The following is a 16,621-nucleotide window of genomic DNA, read 5'->3' on the forward strand; positions in this document are numbered from 1 at the left end:
GATCAATGAGGGATGCGGGTATTGGGCCTGCATCCTTTTTATGTGTGTGAGTACAGGGTCCAAGTCATTACTAAGACCACTTGGAGGTGGAGGATTATCAGTAAGGAACATTTGATCAATGAAGAGATTCGTGCGAAAGAAGTCCGTCTCGTAGGCGCTGAAGGCGAACAAATCGGCATTAAGCCGCTGCGCGAAGCGCTGCAGATGGCGATGGACCTGAATCTGGATCTGGTGAACGTTGCGCCGACTGCCAAGCCGCCGGTATGCCGGATTATGGACTATGGCAAGTTCCGTTACGAGCAGCAGAAGAAAGAGAAGGAAGCCCGCAAGAATCAGAAAATTGTGGACATCAAGGAAGTGTGGTTCCGCGCGAACATCGAGGAACACGATTTCCAAACGAAACTTCGCAATGTGATCAAATTTTTGAAAGATGGCGACAAGGTAAAATGCTCGGTTCGCTTCCGCGGACGGGAAATTACCCATGCCGACATCGGGAAGAAAATTCTCGACCGCGTCAAAGATGAGGTTGCGGAAATCTCGAACGTTGAACGAGTTCCGAAGCTGGAAGGACGCAGTATGATCATGATCCTGGCACCGAAAAACTAATCGTTTGTTTTCTATATATGATCGTTCCAACAGCGGAATGACCTGAAAGAGAAAACGGGCGTCACAAACTTTGAGGGGGAAGTACAATGCCTAAAATGAAAACCCACAGCAGTCTGAAAGACCGCTTCAAAATTACCGGATCCGGTAAAGTTAGACGTTACAAAGCGAACCGCAATCACTTGCTGTCCCATAAGTCCAAACGTGCAAAACGTGTTTTGGCCAACAGCCCTGTTGCATACGCAGGTGACGTTCGCCGCATGAAGCAGCAACTGGCGAACTTGAAGTAATTTTCGAAGGAACAATTTACACAACTTATTGGGAGGTTTTTTAAATGGCAAGAGTAAAAGGCGGATTCGTCGTTCGTCGTCGTCATAAAAAAGTATTGAAACTGGCTAAAGGTTATTTTGGTTCGAAACACCGCATTTTCAAAACTGCGAACGAGCAAGTGATGAAATCCTTGCTGTACGCTTACCGTGACCGCCGCGCGAAAAAACGCGACTTCCGCAAACTGTGGATCGTCCGTATTAATGCCGCAGCTCGCATGAACGGTTTGTCCTACAGCAAATTGATGCATGGCTTGAAGCTCGCTGACGTGAACATCAACCGCAAAATGCTGGCTGATCTCGCAGTTAACGACCTGAATGCCTTCAATTCTTTGGCAGCTGTCGCTAAAGAAAAAATCAACGCTTAAAATTCAAACGATTAAGGCGCTGTTTCCGGATCCTTCCGGGACGGCGCTTTTTTTGGGGAATAGAGCGGTCCGAGGACGATTACATAGGCAGGAGCAGAAGCGTGAATGATCGCATGGGTATGGTCGCAAAGCTGAATTCGAATGTGCTTTTTGCTGGAAATTCATGGAACTCTCCCCCCGGATGAGCTTATGCGTTTGGAACAGAATATCTTAAGTGCATGGTATGGAATTGTTGAAAATATGGAATGCTGTATAAGAACCGCACGACACGTCCGTCGATCCTTACAAACCTGGGAAAATACCAATGTTTGCGCGTGAATTAGGTCTGAATGTTCGGAAATAGCGTGGTTAGCCGGATAATCTCACATGATGCGAACATTGGATGATAAATTTGTCGAAAGTAAGCGTTTTATCAAAGGTAAAGGCGAAAATTATTTAACCCAAGGTTATTAAAAGTATGGATTTTAGTATATTTTACAGGTATAATCTGTCTGTGTGGTCAACTTAGATTAGACTCACAAAATTTTAAGGGGGATTAACCGCAATGAACAAAGCCTTCAAACTTTCTTTACTCTTGGTGCTCGCATTTACTCTGATTTTGGCGGGATGCGGTAACAACAATGCAGCAAACAACGGCGGAACAACCAATACGGGGAATGCTGGAAATACAGCAGACAACACGCAAGCAGGCAACGGCGGAACGGCAACCGATGCATCGAAGTTTAAAATCGGTCTCGTTACTGACGTAGGCGGCGTAAACGACAAATCCTTCAACCAATCGGCATGGGAAGCGCTCGAAGCGCTGCATGAGGAGCTAGGCATTCAAAACAAATATCTGCAAAGTGCTCAAAGCTCCGATTATGTTCCAAACTTGAACCAATTCGTACAAGGCGGCTATGACTTGACTTGGTCGATCGGCTTTGACCTTGGCGATGCGACATTACAAGTTGCTCAAGCGAATCCAAACGCAAAAATGGCAATCATCGACAACGTGGTTGATGCTCCTAACGTAGAGTCCGTAACATTTGCCGAAAACGAAGGTTCCTTCTTGGTTGGCGTTGTTGCTGGTCTGACCACGAAAACAAACAAAATCGGCTTTATCGGCGGGATGGAAAGCCCGGTTATCAAACGCTTCGAAGTTGGTTTCCAAGCGGGTGTAGCTGCGGTTAACCCAGATGCAAAAGTAACGGTTACTTATGCAGGTGCATATGACAAACCGGACGTAGGTAAATCCTTGGCAAGCCAATTGTTTAACGATGGCGCAGACATCATCTTCCCGGCTGCAGGTCAAACGGGGAACGGCGTATTTAACGAAGCAGCTGCTCGTAACCAAGCCGGCGGTGCTAACAAATTGTGGGTTATCGGCGTAGACAAAGACCAATCGCTGGAATTCGGTGACGAAGTAACCCTGACTTCCATGATGAAACGCGTTGACGTTGCTGTTAAGAACGTAACTCAACAAGTCATCGACGGTAGCTTCAAAGGCGGTCAAGTCACGAACTTGACGCTGAAAGAAGACGGCGTAGGTTTGCCGGAAGAGAATCCGAACCTGAGTCAAGAAATCTTGGACAAAGTCGAAGAATTCAAACAAAAAATCGTCAATGGCGAAATTACGGTTCCTGCTGAGTAATCAGCAAGCGCAAGACATTTACGTCCGTATGGACAGTGGAATATAATTAAGTCATTCAAGCGAGCAAGGCCAGTGGATCTACTGGCCTTGTTGCTTGCGTTAATCCCATAATGGTGAGGGTGGTTTCATGAGCGCTGAAGCTCCCGTAGTCGAGTTGAAGCAAATCACAAAACGGTTTCCCGGTATCGTCGCGAACGATTCCATCAGCCTAACCTTACGCAAGGGCGAGATTCACGCCTTGCTAGGCGAGAACGGCGCGGGTAAATCAACGTTGATGAACATTTTATTTGGTCTGTATCAGCCGGATGAAGGCACAATCGAAATGAATGGCCAGCCGGTGACAATCGACAATCCCAACAAGGCGATTAAACTAGGCATTGGGATGGTGCACCAGCATTTTAAACTAGTTCATCCTTTTACGGTGACCGAGAACATCATTCTTGGCATGGAACCGAAAAAGGGACTTAATATCGACTATAAATCGGCGACCGCCCAAGTGGCGAAACTGTCGGAGCAGTACGGCCTGCAAGTTGATCCCAACGCGAAAATCCACGATATTTCCGTAGGGATGCAGCAACGGGTCGAGATCTTGAAAATTCTGTTCCGCGGCGCAGATATTCTTATATTTGACGAACCTACCGCTGTGCTGACTCCCCAGGAAATCGAAGAACTGATGGCGATTATGAGACGGCTGGTGGCAGAAGGCAAGTCCATCATCTTGATCACGCACAAACTGAAGGAAATCATGGAGATTTCCGACCGAGTTACGATTATTAGACGGGGCAAAGTGATCGATACCGTCGAAACAGCAAAGACGAATCCACAAGAACTGGCCGAGAAGATGGTGGGCCGCGGCGTGACCTTTAAGGTTGATAAAAAAGAACCGCAGATTGGCGAGCCTGTCCTGCAGCTGAGAGATTTGAAAGCGAAGGACAAGCAGGGGATTCAGATCCTGAACGGGCTGAACCTGGATGTGCGTGCCGGGGAAATCGTCGGCATTGCCGGGGTTGACGGCAACGGACAGAGCGAATTGATTGAGGCGATCACTGGATTGCGTAAAATTGATTCCGGCTCCATCAAGCTGTCGGGCAAGGAAATTGCCAACCTTCCGGCGCGCAAGATTATCGAAAGCGGGTTGTCCCATATCCCAGAGGATCGTCATAAGCACGGCTTGGTGCTGGACTTTTCCATCAGCGAAAACATGATCCTTGAGACCTATTACAAAGCACCTTACAGCAAGGGCGGTATCCTAAATCGGCGGGCGATCGACGAGCATGCCAAGCAATTGGTTGAAGCGTTTGACGTGCGTACGCCAAGCATAGAGACGAAAGCGCGCTCCCTGTCCGGGGGGAACCAGCAGAAGGCGATTATTGCGCGGGAAATAGACAAGAATCCAGATCTGCTGATTGCTGCTCAACCGACACGGGGACTGGATGTCGGTGCGATCGAATTTGTTCATAAACAGCTGATTGAGCAGCGGGATCAAGGCAAAGCGGTGTTGCTGATCTCCTTCGAGCTGGATGAAATCATGAACGTGTCCGATCGGATTGCCGTCATCTATGAAGGCCGGATTGTCGGGGAAGTGCTTCCGCACGAAACCAATGATCAGGAGCTGGGTCTCATGATGGCGGGAAGCCTGGAACGGGGAGGTCAAAGCGTTGGATAAGTTGCGAAAAATATTTACGCTAGATAGCATTATTCTTCCGATTGTAGCCATTGTGCTTGGCTTATTGGTCGGCGCGGTGGTTATGCTGGTCGGCGGATACAATCCGTTAGTAGCTTATGGTGCCTTGGTGCAGCGGGTCGTAGGGAATCCGTACGATTTCGGCGAAACCATCCGTCAAATCACGCCGTTGATGTTCACGGGGTTAGCGGTCGCTTTCGCCTTCCGCTCCGGGATGTTTAACATCGGTGCGGATGGACAAGTCTTGATCGGCATGACGGTGGCGACAGCGGTATCGCTGTCCTTCAAGGGATTGCCATCGGCCATCCTGGTGCCTTTAGCAGTTATTGCCGGGGGAATTGGCGGCGGACTTTGGGCTGCCATTGCGGGATACCTGAAGGCCAAACGGGGCATCAATGAAGTTATCACCACGATCATGTTGAACTGGACGGCGCTGTATCTTTCCAACTACATCATTCGTAATTTTTACCTGCTTAAGGGCCAAAACCGTTCGGAGAACATCGATGCGTCCGCTTCGATGACGTTCTTAAACGATGTGTTTAATAACGCACGGGTCCATTGGGGAACGGTAATTGCTTTGCTGACAGCCGTATTCTTCTTTGTGTACCTCTGGAAAACGAAGCAAGGCTATGAAATGCGCTCCGTGGGTCTGAACCCAAATGCGGCGGAATACGCCGGGATGAACGTCGGCCGCAACATCGTGAAAGCGATGTTCATCAGCGGTGTGTTTGCGGGTCTGGCCGGCACGTTTGAGGTGCTTGGCGTGTTTCATTATCAATCGGTGTTCGCCGCGTCTCCGGGATACGGGTTTGACGGTATCGCCGTGGCGTTGCTGGGCATGAACCATCCGTTTGGCGTGGTGCTTGGTTCGATCCTGTACGGCGTATTGACGTACGGCTCGGCCGGGATGAGCTTTAGCGCCGGTGTACCGCCGGAACTGATCAAGATCGTAATCGGTTCGATCATATTCTTTATTGCCGCTCAAGGCATTGTAAGAATCGTGCTGAAGCCGTTTTACCTGAAGCGCAAGAAAGAGAAGGTGTCGTAAGATGGACGTACTTACACTGCTTGGTCAATTGCTGAACTCCACCCTTGTCTTTTCCACGGCGTTGATATTTACGGCGCTTGGCGGTATCTTTTCCGAGCGTTCCGGCGTCGTTAACATCGGCTTGGAGGGTTTGATGATATTCGGTGCGTTTGCGGCTGGCGTCGGGACCTACTATGCCCAAGAAGCAGGGATGGGCAGCTTCTCGCCGTGGGTTGGCGTGATTGCGGCGATGGTAGCGGGAGCGCTCGGCGCGCTGATTCATGCCATTGCTACGATTACGTTTAAAGCGGATCAGACGATCAGCGGGATCGTAATCAACTTCCTGGCAGCGGGCTTGACCGTGTACATCGTCAAATTGATTTTCGACGGAGCCGCTGAAACTCCGCTGGTTACCGTGTTCCATAAGGTTCCAATTCCGATTCTGCGCGATATCCCGATCATCGGGGAAGGCTTCTTTAACTCGTACCCAACGACGTATCTGGCGCTAATCCTCGTCGTGGTCATTTACTTCGTGTTGTTTAAAACGCCGTTTGGACTGCGCCTGCGTTCTGTCGGCGAACATCCAAGTGCGGCGGACACGCTGGGCGTTAACGTGACCAAAATGCGTTATATCGGGGTGCTGCTCAGCGGTGTCCTCGGAGGGATCGGCGGCGCTACGATTACGCTGACGACAACCAGTACGTTTGCCCATAATACGATCTCCGGCCAAGGCTTTATTGCGATTGCGGCCATGATCTTCGGTAAATGGAACCCGCTGGGCGCCTTTGGTGCGGCGATGTTCTTTGGCTTCTCGCAGGCGATCCGCAACTACGTGCAGTTGTTCGATTGGTCGAGAAGTATTCCGCAGGAATTTATCTTTATGATCCCTTACGTGCTGACGATTATCGTCCTCGTTGGTGCGGTGGGTCGATCCTCGGCGCCGGCGGCGCTTGGTACGCCATACGATCCGGGGAAACGTTAAGCTTCAAGTTGAAAGGATGCTGCCCTTGGTCAGCATCCTTTTTTTGCCCTTCTGGAGTTAGAAGCCCGTTTGTCAGCGGTCAAGGCGATGGTGTATGCCAGGGTGGAGACAGGCGCATATGCTAAGGGTGTACACAAAATAGCCGAGTCAAACGGTTCGGCCAGAGCGGTTTTCACGGCTATAGGATCTAACCTGACAGGAGGAATTCGGATGGGCAGAACGGTTACGAGAAAAGAAGCCGAGAAATGGCTGGGCAAGCAGATCGCGGCTTATAAAAAAGACGGCACGGTGGTTACAGGGAAGCTGGTGAAAATTAGCGGCAATCGCTTGATCCTCCGCCAAGCTCCCGGCAAAAAAGTCAAAACCAAAGCGTTAATCCCGCTTGTATTGTTTGATCTCTTAGCGATCGGCACCGCTCCATACGCCTTTGGCGGTTATTCGTACGGGGGGTATCCGTATGGCGGAGGCGTACCGTACGGCGGTTATCCTTCCCCGTATTTCTGGTAAGCTGGCTTAATTGCGGCTGGGCAGTCTTTTTTCCAGCTCATAACATTGGGACAACGGGATGTAACGCTGAGTCCGATATCCCAATTTGCGGTAAAAGAGGTGGGCTCGGGTGTTATCCCGGTCCACCATTACTTTTGCCCGTTGACATCCCCGGGAGACCGCGAAGTTTTCCGCATGGGCCATTAACGTTTTGCCATGACGCTGCCGTTGGTGTTCCGTTGCCACCGCCATCATATCGATATATAACAGGTCGCCGTAAATAAGAAAATGGATGAAAGCGACGGGATCCGCTTCGTAGGTTGGTGACGCAATCAGCGATACGCCGCGTGACAGCCGCACTGGGAGATCCTTAAAGACCGCTTCAATATCCTGAGGAGGCATATGGGTGAAGGGGACAAGCTCCCTGCGGATGAGATCGTAGATGACGGGATCGTCCTGTTTCGGCCTTCTGTAACGAATCATACGCGAATCTCCTCCTAACCGTGCATAAGATTGGGCGCTATCTTTTATCATATGAGGGAGAGGAGGGAAAGGGTTCCTGTTGGAAACTTTAATTGTTTAGGGTATTGACGTGCGGTGTCATCTAATCATATAATGTTCCTAAACATTTGAAGCATATCTTGCAAACGGCAATGATGAGGACGAAGCTTTAAGGGCTCTTTGCTCAGAGAGTGGATGGATTTGCTGAGACCACCACCAAAATCCCTTAACTGCGAGCTCACCTCGGAGCTGTTTCCCTGAAAAGCTGCAAGCCATCCGCGGTGGAGCTTGCGACAAAGGCTTAGTAGGGGGAATCGTCTGGTCCGCGTTATGGACCACGAGTAAGGCAGCTTAGGCTTTTACTCGTCAAGGCTTGGCACTGCGAGGTGCTGGGTAAAAATGGGTGGTACCACGGAGGATTAAACCTTTCGTCCCTCGGAGCAGGAAACTGTTCCGGCGGACGGAAGGTTTTTTTAGTTTAATAAGAGTTTCAAAAATTGACTTTTAAAAAACAACCTATGAAAAGGAGGATGACTGATGAGCGCGCAAATTCCAGAAGTGCGGTCTACAGAACAATTACGAGAGAAATGGATGAAACCGGAAGTCATTTCGGGTTCCGAAATCCTGCTTCGCAGCTTGCTTTTGGAAGGTGTCGAATGCGTCTTTGGTTATCCGGGCGGAGCGGTGTTGTATATTTACGATGCGCTGTACGGATTTAAAGACTTCCATCACCTGCTAACGCGACATGAGCAGGGCGCCATCCATGCGGCAGACGGGTACGCTCGGGCTACCGGCAAAGTCGGCGTATGTATCGCCACCTCCGGTCCGGGAGCAACCAACACGGTGACGGGGATCGCCACTGCGTTTATGGATTCAGTTCCGCTGGTTGTGATTACGGGGAACGTCGTTTCCAGCCTGATCGGTACGGATGCGTTCCAAGAAGCAGATATTACCGGCATTACGATGCCGATTACGAAACACAGCTATCTGGTTCGGCGCGTAGAGGATTTGCCGCGAATTATTCACGAAGCATTCCATATCGCGAACACGGGACGCAAAGGACCGGTTCTGATCGACATTCCGAAGGACGTATCCGCAAACAAAACGTTGTTCGAGCCCGTCCAAACCATCAACCTGCGCGGTTACAACCCGACGGTGGTGCCAAACCGCTTGCAGCTGGATAAATTGGCTGCGGCGATCCAGGAGGCTGAACGTCCGGTGATTATTGCCGGGGGCGGCGTCGTATACTCCGGCGGACATGAACAGCTGTTCGAATTCGTTAATAAGACGCAAATTCCGATTACAACGACTTTACTTGGCTTGGGTGCTTTCCCGAGCGGCCACGAGCTGTGGATGGGAATGCCGGGAATGCACGGCACGTATACGGCCAACCAGTCGATTCAACAATCCGATTTGCTGATCAACATCGGGGCGCGGTTTGACGATCGGGTGACCGGTAAGCTGGACGGATTTGCCCCGCATGCCAAAGTGGTGCATATCGACATCGACCCAGCGGAAATCGGCAAGAACGTTTATGCGGACATTCCGATCGTGGGAGACGTCAAAACGGTGCTGGAAATGCTGAATCCACTCGTATCCCGGGCGGACAAAGCGGATGCTTGGAGAGCACAAATCCAACGCATGAAAATCGAGAAGCCGCTGAAGTATAAGGACTCGGATACGGTGCTGAAGCCGCAGTGGGTCATCGAGATGCTGAACGAAACGACAGGCGGCGATGCGATCATCACGACCGACGTAGGTCAGCATCAAATGTGGACGGCCCAGTACTACAAATTTAATCAGCCTCGCTCCTGGATCACTTCGGGCGGCCTCGGAACTATGGGATTTGGCTTCCCTGCCGCTATTGGTGCACAAATGGGACATCCCGATCGGCTGGTGATCTCGATCAACGGTGACGGCGGCATGCAGATGTGTGCTCAGGAGCTGGCGATCTGCGCGATCAACAACATTCCGGTCAAAGTCGTGGTTATCAATAACCAGGTACTCGGCATGGTTCGCCAATGGCAGGAATTAATTTATAACAACCGCTACAGCCATATCAATCTCGAGGGAAGTCCGGATTTCGTCAAACTGGCGGAAGCTTACGGCGTCAAGGGCCTGCGGGCAACCAACAAAGAAGAAGCCAGACGCGTATGGCAGGAAGCGCTCGACACGCCGGGACCGGTACTGGTGGAATTCGTGGTCAGCAAAGAGGAAAATGTATATCCGATGGTTACCCAAGGCTCCACCATTGATCAAATGTTGATGGGGGACAGTGAATGATGATGAAAAGCCATGCGATCTCTGTTTTAGTGAACGACCAGCCAGGTGTTCTGCAGCGTGTTGCCGGCCTTTTCGGACGGCGCGGTTTTAATATCGAGAGCATTACCGTAGGGCAATCCGAGGAAGCAGGCTTGTCCCGGATGATCATCGTCACGCAAGGGGACGACAAAACGCTGGAGCAAATTGAGAAGCAGCTCTACAAACTGATCGACGTGATCAAAGTTGTGAATCTCAGCTCCAGACCGATGGTGGCGCGCGAGCTCGCTTTGATCAAGGTTAAAGCGGAGCCGGCGGAGCGCCCGGAAATTATGGGCGTTGTCGAAACGTTCCGCGCCGCAGTCGTCGATATCGGGACGCACAGCATGATCGTCCAAGTAGTGGGCGATACCGAGAAAATCGATGCAATGATTGAATTGCTCCGTCCATACGGGATCCGGGAGCTGTCGCGCACCGGCGTGACCGCCATGATCCGGGGGAACGCGTAAAACGTAAACAAGGCTTCACCAAAGCTCATTGACACTACAGTAGAATTGCCGCCGCGCGCGGCTTCACCTCTCCGCTCGCTGCCGAGCGGGTGTTTGAGGGGATCGATCAAGCCAAGAGTTCACTTTACCGCTTCAAGGCGTCGGTCCGTTGAAATACCCGCTCGTTACAGGCGGAGGAAACCATATTATACTAATTATCAAGGGCACAGCTTGACTGTCCCGCAAATCTTAGGAGGGCATAAGAAATGGCAGTTACTTTGTACTATGAACAAGATGCAGATCTCAGCGTATTGAAAGGAAAAACCATTGCTATTATCGGTTACGGCAGCCAAGGACATGCCCATGCGCAAAACCTGCGCGAAAGCGGACTGAATGTCATCGTCGGCCTGCGCGAAGGTAAATCCTTCAACAAAGCGAAGGAAGACGGTTTTGAGGTATTGTCCGTTGCGGAAGCAACCAAACGTGCAGACGTTGTGCAAATCCTGATGCCGGATGAAACGCAAGCTGCGGTTTATAACAGCGAAATCGCTCCTAACCTGAAAAAAGGCGCCGCATTATTGTTCGCTCACGGCTTTAACGTACATTTCGGTCAAATCGTACCTTCCCCGGACAATGACGTGTTGCTCGTTGCGCCAAAATCCCCAGGTCATATGGTTCGCCGTACTTATGTTGAAGGCTTTGGCGTTCCCGGTCTGATCGCGATCCACCAAGACGCTACCGGCAAAGCGAAAGAAATCGGACTCGCTTATGCGAAAGGGATCGGCTGTACGCGTGCAGGGGTTATCGAAACTTCGTTCCGTGAAGAAACCGAAACCGACCTGTTCGGTGAACAAGCTGTATTGTGCGGCGGTGTATCTGCCTTGATCAAAGCCGGCTTCGAGACGCTGGTTGAAGCAGGTTATGCTCCAGAAATGGCATACTTCGAGTGCTTGCACGAAATGAAGCTGATCGTCGACCTGATTTATGAAGGCGGCTTGGCGACCATGCGCGATTCCATCTCCAACACGGCGGAATACGGCGACTATGTTACTGGCCCGCGCATCGTAACGGAAGAAACGAAGAAAGCGATGAAAGAAGTGCTTTCCGATATCCAACAAGGGAAATTCGCCCGCGATTTTATCCTGGAAAACCAATCCAACCGTGCGTTTCTTACGGCAACTCGCCGCAACGAAGCGAACCATCCGATCGAAGTGGTTGGCAAAGAGCTGCGCGGTTTGATGCACTGGATCAAGAAATAAGCGGTATACCGCTCCTATTGTAAAACGTAAGATAAGTATTAACCTGAATATCCAATGCGGCCGTGCCTAATGCGTGAGCCGCATTGGAGCTTTTCGGAGGAGGTGCATGGCATGCGCAAAATCTACATTTTTGATACGACGCTTCGGGATGGGGAGCAGTCTCCCGGAGTCAACCTGAATACTCGCGAAAAGCTGGAGATCGCCTATCAGCTGGAGAAGCTGGGAGTCGACCGGATTGAAGCGGGCTTCCCTGCAGCTTCGCCCGGGGATTTGGCCGCCGTGAACGCCGTGGCGCGTGCGGTTAAGAAGTCGACGGTGATCGGTTTGTCGCGTTCGCGCACCCAGGATATCGATGCGGTCCGCGAAGCGCTGCAAGGAGCGGAAGACCCTTGCATTCACTTGTTCCTGGCCACCAGTCCGATCCACCGGCAATATAAGCTGAAGATGAGCAAAGAACAAGTACTGGAAACCGCGCAGGCGGCACTTCGTTATGCGAGCAAGTACTTTTCCAAGATCGAATTCTCCTGCGAGGATGCCGGCCGGACTGAATTGGATTTCCTCTGCGAGATGACGGCGATGGCTATCCGCGAAGGCGCATCGGTGGTGAATATCCCAGATACGGTAGGGTATTTGTATCCGGAAGAATACGGCAACATCTTCCGTACGCTGAAGGAGAAGGTGCCTGGGATCGAGAAAATCCAGCTGAGCGCCCATTGCCATGACGATTTGGGCCTGGCGACGGCGAACTCGCTGGCGGCCATTTTGGGCGGCGCAGACCAAATCGAAGGAACGATCAACGGGATCGGGGAGCGGGCCGGCAACACCGCGCTGGAGGAAGTGGCGATGGCGCTGGAAACCCGGTTTGATTTCTTCGGAGCCAAGACCACGCTTGAACTGTCGGAAATCGCCCGTACGAGCCGGCTCGTCAGCCGCTTGACCGGGATGGTTGTGCCGGGCAACAAGGCGATTGTGGGCGCAAATGCGTTTGCCCATGAATCCGGCATCCACCAGGACGGCATGCTGAAGGAGAAAACCACTTACGAAATCATGTCGCCGGAGACGATTGGGCTCAAGGAGAGCAAGTTAGTGCTGGGCAAGCATTCCGGCCGCCACGCTTTCCGCGAGAAGCTGGTCGATATGGGGTATACCTTGGACGACGAGCGGTTAAATGAAGCTTTCGCCAAATTCAAGGCGCTCGCCGATAAGAAGAAGGAAATCACCGACGAAGACCTGCTGGCGATCGTTGAGGAGAAGCTGGTCGATACGCCGGAGGAATTCCGTCTCGAGACGATCTTTGTTTCTTACGGCAACGAGGCAACGCCTGCAGCGAAGGTGCGGCTGGTCACCCTTGGCGGCGACATCATCGAGAAGGAAGCCGAAGGCAACGGTTCGGTTGATGCGATTTATAACGCCATCGACCTGGCTTCCGGCGAGGAAGTCAAGCTGGCGGACTACTCGATCAAATCGGTTAGCCAAGGCAAAGACGCCCAGGGTGAAGTGCATGTCGTGCTGACGCAAAACGGCATCTCCGTACAGGGCCGCGGCATTAGCACCGACATTTTGGAAGCGAGCGCCCGCGCTTATGTCGATGCTATTAACCGGTTGATTGAGAAGAGAAAAACCCACTCTACGATTCAGGCGTAACTCCTACGTGGATGTGCGGTTACAGCGGAGCTGATTCATTCAGCTTCGCTGTTTTTATTTTTGCTTATAGTTAAAACCTATGACCTTAATAGATTCTATATCTTTGTTTATCCTAACCCGGTGTGTTACAACTGAAGAAGAGGATGTTCACGAAAGGGAGCTGGAAGCAATGGCAGAAGTCAAGAAAATCGCGGTCATCGCGGGCGACGGCATCGGGCCGGAAGTGGTGGCCGAAGCGGAGAAAGTGTTGAAACGGACAGAGGAACTGTTCGGATACCGATTTGAAACGGAGCATGCGTTGTTCGGTGGGATCGCCATCGACGAGAAAGGGACGCCGCTGCCGCAGGAAACGTTGGAGATTTGCCAAAAGGCTGACGCTGTTCTGCTCGGGGCCGTAGGCGGTCCAAAATGGGACAACAATCCGAAGGAGCTGCGCCCGGAAACCGGTTTGCTCGGCATTCGTAAAGCGCTGGGCTTGTTCTCGAACCTGCGTCCGGCAGTTGTGTTCGACTGTCTGAAGGACGCTTCGACGCTTAAACCGGAAATACTTGAAGGAACGGACCTTATCGTTGTACGTGAGTTGACCGGAGGCATTTATTTCGGCGAAAAATACCGCCGCGATACAGAGCATGGTCAAGAAGCAGTGGATACGTGTGCGTATAACGTGAACGAAGTGGAGCGGATCGTTCGCCAAGCGTTTGAGATTGCACAGAAGCGCCGGAAGAAGCTGGCTTCCGTGGATAAGGCAAACGTGCTGGAAACGTCGCGGTTGTGGCGTGAAGTCGTGAACCGTATCGCGCCGGAATATCCGGACGTTGAGCTGGAGCATGTCTTGGTGGATAACTGCGCGATGCAGCTGCTGCGCCGTCCTGCCAGCTTCGATGTGATCGTAACGGAAAATATGTTCGGCGACATTCTGAGTGACGAAGCGGCCATGTTGACCGGCTCGATTGGCATGTTGTCCTCCGCTTCCTTGGGCGAAGGCAGCTTTGGGCTGTATGAGCCCGTGCACGGTTCGGCGCCGGACATCGCAGGCCAGAACCTGGCGAACCCGATTGCGACGATCTTGTCCGTTGCGCTGATGTTCCGCTTAACCTTTGGCTATGCTGATGCAGCCGACGCGATCGAAGCCGCTGTAACCGACGTGCTGAATGCCGGACATCGTACCGGCGACATTGCCGTTGACAAGAGCAAAGCGATTGGTACAAAGGAAATGGGCGATCTGATCGTAGCTGCGATGAAGAAATAAATCAATCTGCATGGGGCCGTTTGATTGACTTTGGAAATGGCCGATGTTACCATGTGGGAAGAAATAAGAAGAAGGACCCCCTGTTTGAGCCTGGCTCAAATCGGGGGTTTTTTGCCCAGAAGCTTTCTCTGGCGAAGGATTGGCCAAACTCCCAGGATTTACAATCCATACGCAGGAATTTGAAGCAAGCTTCACGAATAAATTATATGAAAATCCCGGCTTCAGGGAGAGCCAGGAAGAGGAAATGAACCAAACGCGGGAAGGGGTGAAGGGGAATGAGCTTTTGCTGCGGAGCCAGCATGCTGGGGACAAAGGGCACCTTAAAGCATTATCGCACGCAGGTACATAATGTGCCCCTGTTATTTTGCCCGGTGTGCCACCGGGTTGAGGTTCATTATAAAGTGGAGAACGAATACGAAATTCTGGCCGAATACGCGCATGGTGACGGAGTGGCGGAGATTGATTTTCAGGATTTTGTGATGGAGGACGATGACTCCATTTTCGGAAATTGCGTAAATCGGGAAGATGAAGATCCCTTGGCCATTGTGCAGAGCCAAATCGATATTTCGCTGGACCTCATGTCTGTTGCCAAACAAATCGGCGACGAGAAATGGACGGAGGAGCTAAAGAAAAGGCTGGCGGTCATGAGCCGTCGCCGGGCCCGGCTGCTACACAACAATCGTTAAATCCTAGAAATAGTCTTCCGGAAGGGAGACTATTTGCATTTTTTTAGGACTATGGTAGTCGTTTTGCGTTGATCCCACTTTTTTCGACAGTTTCTCTGATTGACGGTATTTGGAAAACTTGACTATGATTGAAACAGGTGGCTTTTGACTTATCGGGAATTGAACCATGGACAAGTATGGCATCGCCTGGTGCGAAATATGACATAGATCGCATAACAAGGTTGAGGTGAGTGCACCGCGTCAGGGTAAAGGTCTTCTAGGTAGTGATGGTATGTTGTCTTGCAAGGCAAAGTACATCATTTGAATAAAGGGGGAACCAAGCTTGTTGAGTGAATTTCAAGAGACATTGCTCCAGTCCGTCAAAGCATACCAATCGACCCAACTCGTAAAAAACAAGTATGAGAACGTACTCCAACACCTGGACAGCGGAATCATGCTGTTTGACTGTGATGGGGTTCTAACCTTTATCAATGTACAGATGGCCAAGCTGCTTGAAATGCCGCGCCAATCCCTGATCGGCTGTAATTTATTGCAGCTGCTGCGGCATCCGCATCTCAACCAATTTAAGAAGCGTAAGATCTTGCGTATTTACCGGGAGACTATCTTTCACCGCAAAAAGTACCATGAGTTAATTGACGAATACGGCAGACATTGGCTGATTACGGTTACATACGGGGATCAGATGGATGGGGATTTTCTGCTTAGCGTCAAGGATGTTTCTGATTTTAAACGGATCGAACAAACGGCTTATCAGAACGACAAGCTGGCGATGCTTGGAAAAATTTCCGCGGCGATTGCGCATGAAATTAGGAATCCGCTTACAGCGATCCGCGGATTTATTCAGTTGCTGCGGCCTCATTTGCTGCAGCTGGGCAAGGATGAGTATGCCCGGATTATCTTAACGGAAATCGACCGGGCGAACGATATTATCCATGAGTTTCTAAATTCTTCGAAGCCTTCGGCTCCGCAGAAATCGACGGTCAACGTTTCTTCCTTGTTGAAGGAGGTTGTTCTGCTTACGGAGAGCGAGGCGTTGATGAAGGGATGCCAAATGATCCTTCACGAGCCAAACGAGGAGCTGCTCGTCTCCATCGATGTTAAGCAGATCAAGCAGGTGCTGCTGAACATTATCAAAAATGCGATGGACGCCATCGCCGAAGTAGGCGGCGACCACCAAGGGGTGATCGATATCCGTGCGGAGAAGGAAGGCAAATCGGTTTGTATCTCGATACAAGATAACGGCGGCGGAATGGACAAGGGGATGCTAAGCCGCTTGTTTGATCCGTTTTTTACGACGAAGGAGAAGGGAACGGGATTGGGATTGTCGGTGAGTTACCGGATCATCCGGAACCATCGGGGGAACATTTCCGTGGACAGCTTAAAAGGAGCGGGAACGATCTTTACCGTTTCGCTCCCGCTGGCATTATAA

The 16,621-nt window shown here is 51.2% G+C and carries 16 protein-coding genes; 15 read left to right on the forward strand and 1 reads right to left on the reverse strand.

Annotation, left to right across the window (positions count from 1 at the left end):
• Positions 1–111: 111 nt before the first annotated feature.
• The 8 genes from infC (at position 112) to U9M73_RS01920 (ending at position 7,127) form a co-directional block, all read left to right on the forward strand.
• Positions 112–606, forward strand: coding sequence for a translation initiation factor IF-3 (gene infC, locus U9M73_RS01885; RefSeq protein WP_009226729.1), 495 nt, complete (start codon positions 112–114; stop codon positions 604–606).
• 86 nt (positions 607–692) lie between these two features.
• Complete coding sequence (rpmI, locus tag U9M73_RS01890) at positions 693–893, forward strand: 50S ribosomal protein L35 (protein ID WP_127576616.1); 201 nt, start codon at positions 693–695, stop codon at positions 891–893.
• A gap of 44 nt (positions 894–937) precedes the next feature.
• Positions 938–1,297 carry a 50S ribosomal protein L20 gene (rplT, locus tag U9M73_RS01895; protein WP_009226727.1) on the forward strand — a complete coding sequence of 120 codons (360 nt, stop codon included), beginning with the start codon at positions 938–940 and terminating at the stop codon, positions 1,295–1,297.
• Positions 1,298–1,841: 544 nt separating this feature from the next.
• The gene (locus U9M73_RS01900) at positions 1,842–2,927 is read left to right on the forward strand and encodes a BMP family lipoprotein (protein WP_127576615.1); all 1,086 of its coding nucleotides are present in this window, start codon (positions 1,842–1,844) and stop codon (positions 2,925–2,927) included.
• A gap of 127 nt (positions 2,928–3,054) precedes the next feature.
• Positions 3,055–4,593, forward strand: a complete 1,539-nt coding sequence (locus U9M73_RS01905) for an ABC transporter ATP-binding protein (RefSeq protein WP_260071734.1) — start codon at positions 3,055–3,057, stop codon at positions 4,591–4,593.
• Positions 4,586–5,659, forward strand: coding sequence for an ABC transporter permease (locus U9M73_RS01910; protein WP_127576613.1), 1,074 nt, complete (start codon positions 4,586–4,588; stop codon positions 5,657–5,659). Before U9M73_RS01905 ends, U9M73_RS01910 begins: the two co-directional genes overlap by 8 nt.
• 1 nt (position 5,660) lies before the next feature.
• Positions 5,661–6,620, forward strand: a complete 960-nt coding sequence (locus tag U9M73_RS01915) for an ABC transporter permease (protein ID WP_127576612.1) — start codon at positions 5,661–5,663, stop codon at positions 6,618–6,620.
• Between the two features lie 210 nt (positions 6,621–6,830).
• The gene (locus tag U9M73_RS01920) at positions 6,831–7,127 is read left to right on the forward strand and encodes a hypothetical protein (RefSeq protein WP_009226722.1); all 297 of its coding nucleotides are present in this window, start codon (positions 6,831–6,833) and stop codon (positions 7,125–7,127) included.
• Positions 7,128–7,133: 6 nt separating this feature from the next.
• Here the strand turns inward: U9M73_RS01920 and U9M73_RS01925 are convergent, their stop codons facing one another.
• Positions 7,134–7,589 carry a GNAT family N-acetyltransferase gene (locus U9M73_RS01925; RefSeq protein ID WP_323076096.1) on the reverse strand — a complete coding sequence of 152 codons (456 nt, stop codon included), beginning with the start codon at positions 7,587–7,589 and terminating at the stop codon, positions 7,134–7,136.
• A 555-nt stretch (positions 7,590–8,144) separates the two neighbouring features.
• On the opposite strand from U9M73_RS01925, the gene ilvB reads away from it, so the two are divergent.
• The 7 genes from ilvB (at position 8,145) to U9M73_RS01960 (ending at position 16,621) form a co-directional block, all read left to right on the forward strand.
• The gene (ilvB, locus tag U9M73_RS01930; RefSeq protein WP_009226720.1) at positions 8,145–9,890 is read left to right on the forward strand and encodes a biosynthetic-type acetolactate synthase large subunit; all 1,746 of its coding nucleotides are present in this window, start codon (positions 8,145–8,147) and stop codon (positions 9,888–9,890) included.
• Entirely contained in the window at positions 9,887–10,375 is a 489-nt protein-coding gene (gene ilvN / locus U9M73_RS01935) for an acetolactate synthase small subunit (RefSeq protein WP_009226719.1), read from the forward strand. The genes ilvB and ilvN overlap by 4 nt, the downstream gene beginning before the upstream one ends.
• 245 nt (positions 10,376–10,620) lie before the next feature.
• Positions 10,621–11,613 (forward strand): ketol-acid reductoisomerase, encoded by a 993-nt coding sequence (ilvC, locus tag U9M73_RS01940; RefSeq protein ID WP_323076097.1) that lies wholly within the window; start codon positions 10,621–10,623, stop codon positions 11,611–11,613.
• Positions 11,614–11,724: 111 nt separating this feature from the next.
• Positions 11,725–13,257: a 2-isopropylmalate synthase gene (locus U9M73_RS01945; protein ID WP_260071736.1), complete on the forward strand. Its 1,533-nt coding sequence runs from the start codon at positions 11,725–11,727 to the stop codon at positions 13,255–13,257.
• Between the two features lie 169 nt (positions 13,258–13,426).
• Positions 13,427–14,506 carry a 3-isopropylmalate dehydrogenase gene (gene leuB, locus U9M73_RS01950; protein WP_323076098.1) on the forward strand — a complete coding sequence of 360 codons (1,080 nt, stop codon included), beginning with the start codon at positions 13,427–13,429 and terminating at the stop codon, positions 14,504–14,506.
• A gap of 275 nt (positions 14,507–14,781) precedes the next feature.
• Entirely contained in the window at positions 14,782–15,192 is a 411-nt protein-coding gene (locus U9M73_RS01955; protein ID WP_009226715.1) for a hypothetical protein, read from the forward strand.
• A 322-nt stretch (positions 15,193–15,514) separates the two neighbouring features.
• Complete coding sequence (locus U9M73_RS01960; protein WP_323076100.1) at positions 15,515–16,621, forward strand: ATP-binding protein; 1,107 nt, start codon at positions 15,515–15,517, stop codon at positions 16,619–16,621.

It is taken from the genome of Paenibacillus phoenicis (genome assembly GCF_034718895.1).
GTDB classification, from domain to species: Bacteria; Bacillota; Bacilli; order Paenibacillales; family Paenibacillaceae; genus Fontibacillus; species Fontibacillus phoenicis.

Coding starts and splice junctions, on each gene's coding strand:
- ilvC (WP_323076097.1), top strand. CDS start 10,621: ATGGCAGTTACTTTGTACTATGAACAAGATGCAGATCTCAGCGTATTG.
- rplT (WP_009226727.1), top strand. CDS start 938: ATGGCAAGAGTAAAAGGCGGATTCGTCGTTCGTCGTCGTCATAAAAAA.
- ilvN (WP_009226719.1), top strand. CDS start 9,887: ATGATGATGAAAAGCCATGCGATCTCTGTTTTAGTGAACGACCAGCCA.
- U9M73_RS01945 (WP_260071736.1), top strand. CDS start 11,725: ATGCGCAAAATCTACATTTTTGATACGACGCTTCGGGATGGGGAGCAG.
- U9M73_RS01900 (WP_127576615.1), top strand. CDS start 1,842: ATGAACAAAGCCTTCAAACTTTCTTTACTCTTGGTGCTCGCATTTACT.
- U9M73_RS01920 (WP_009226722.1), top strand. CDS start 6,831: ATGGGCAGAACGGTTACGAGAAAAGAAGCCGAGAAATGGCTGGGCAAG.
- U9M73_RS01955 (WP_009226715.1), top strand. CDS start 14,782: ATGAGCTTTTGCTGCGGAGCCAGCATGCTGGGGACAAAGGGCACCTTA.
- ilvB (WP_009226720.1), top strand. CDS start 8,145: ATGAGCGCGCAAATTCCAGAAGTGCGGTCTACAGAACAATTACGAGAG.
- U9M73_RS01915 (WP_127576612.1), top strand. CDS start 5,661: ATGGACGTACTTACACTGCTTGGTCAATTGCTGAACTCCACCCTTGTC.
- rpmI (WP_127576616.1), top strand. CDS start 693: ATGCCTAAAATGAAAACCCACAGCAGTCTGAAAGACCGCTTCAAAATT.
- U9M73_RS01925 (WP_323076096.1), bottom strand. CDS start 7,589: ATGATTCGTTACAGAAGGCCGAAACAGGACGATCCCGTCATCTACGAT.
- U9M73_RS01905 (WP_260071734.1), top strand. CDS start 3,055: ATGAGCGCTGAAGCTCCCGTAGTCGAGTTGAAGCAAATCACAAAACGG.
- leuB (WP_323076098.1), top strand. CDS start 13,427: ATGGCAGAAGTCAAGAAAATCGCGGTCATCGCGGGCGACGGCATCGGG.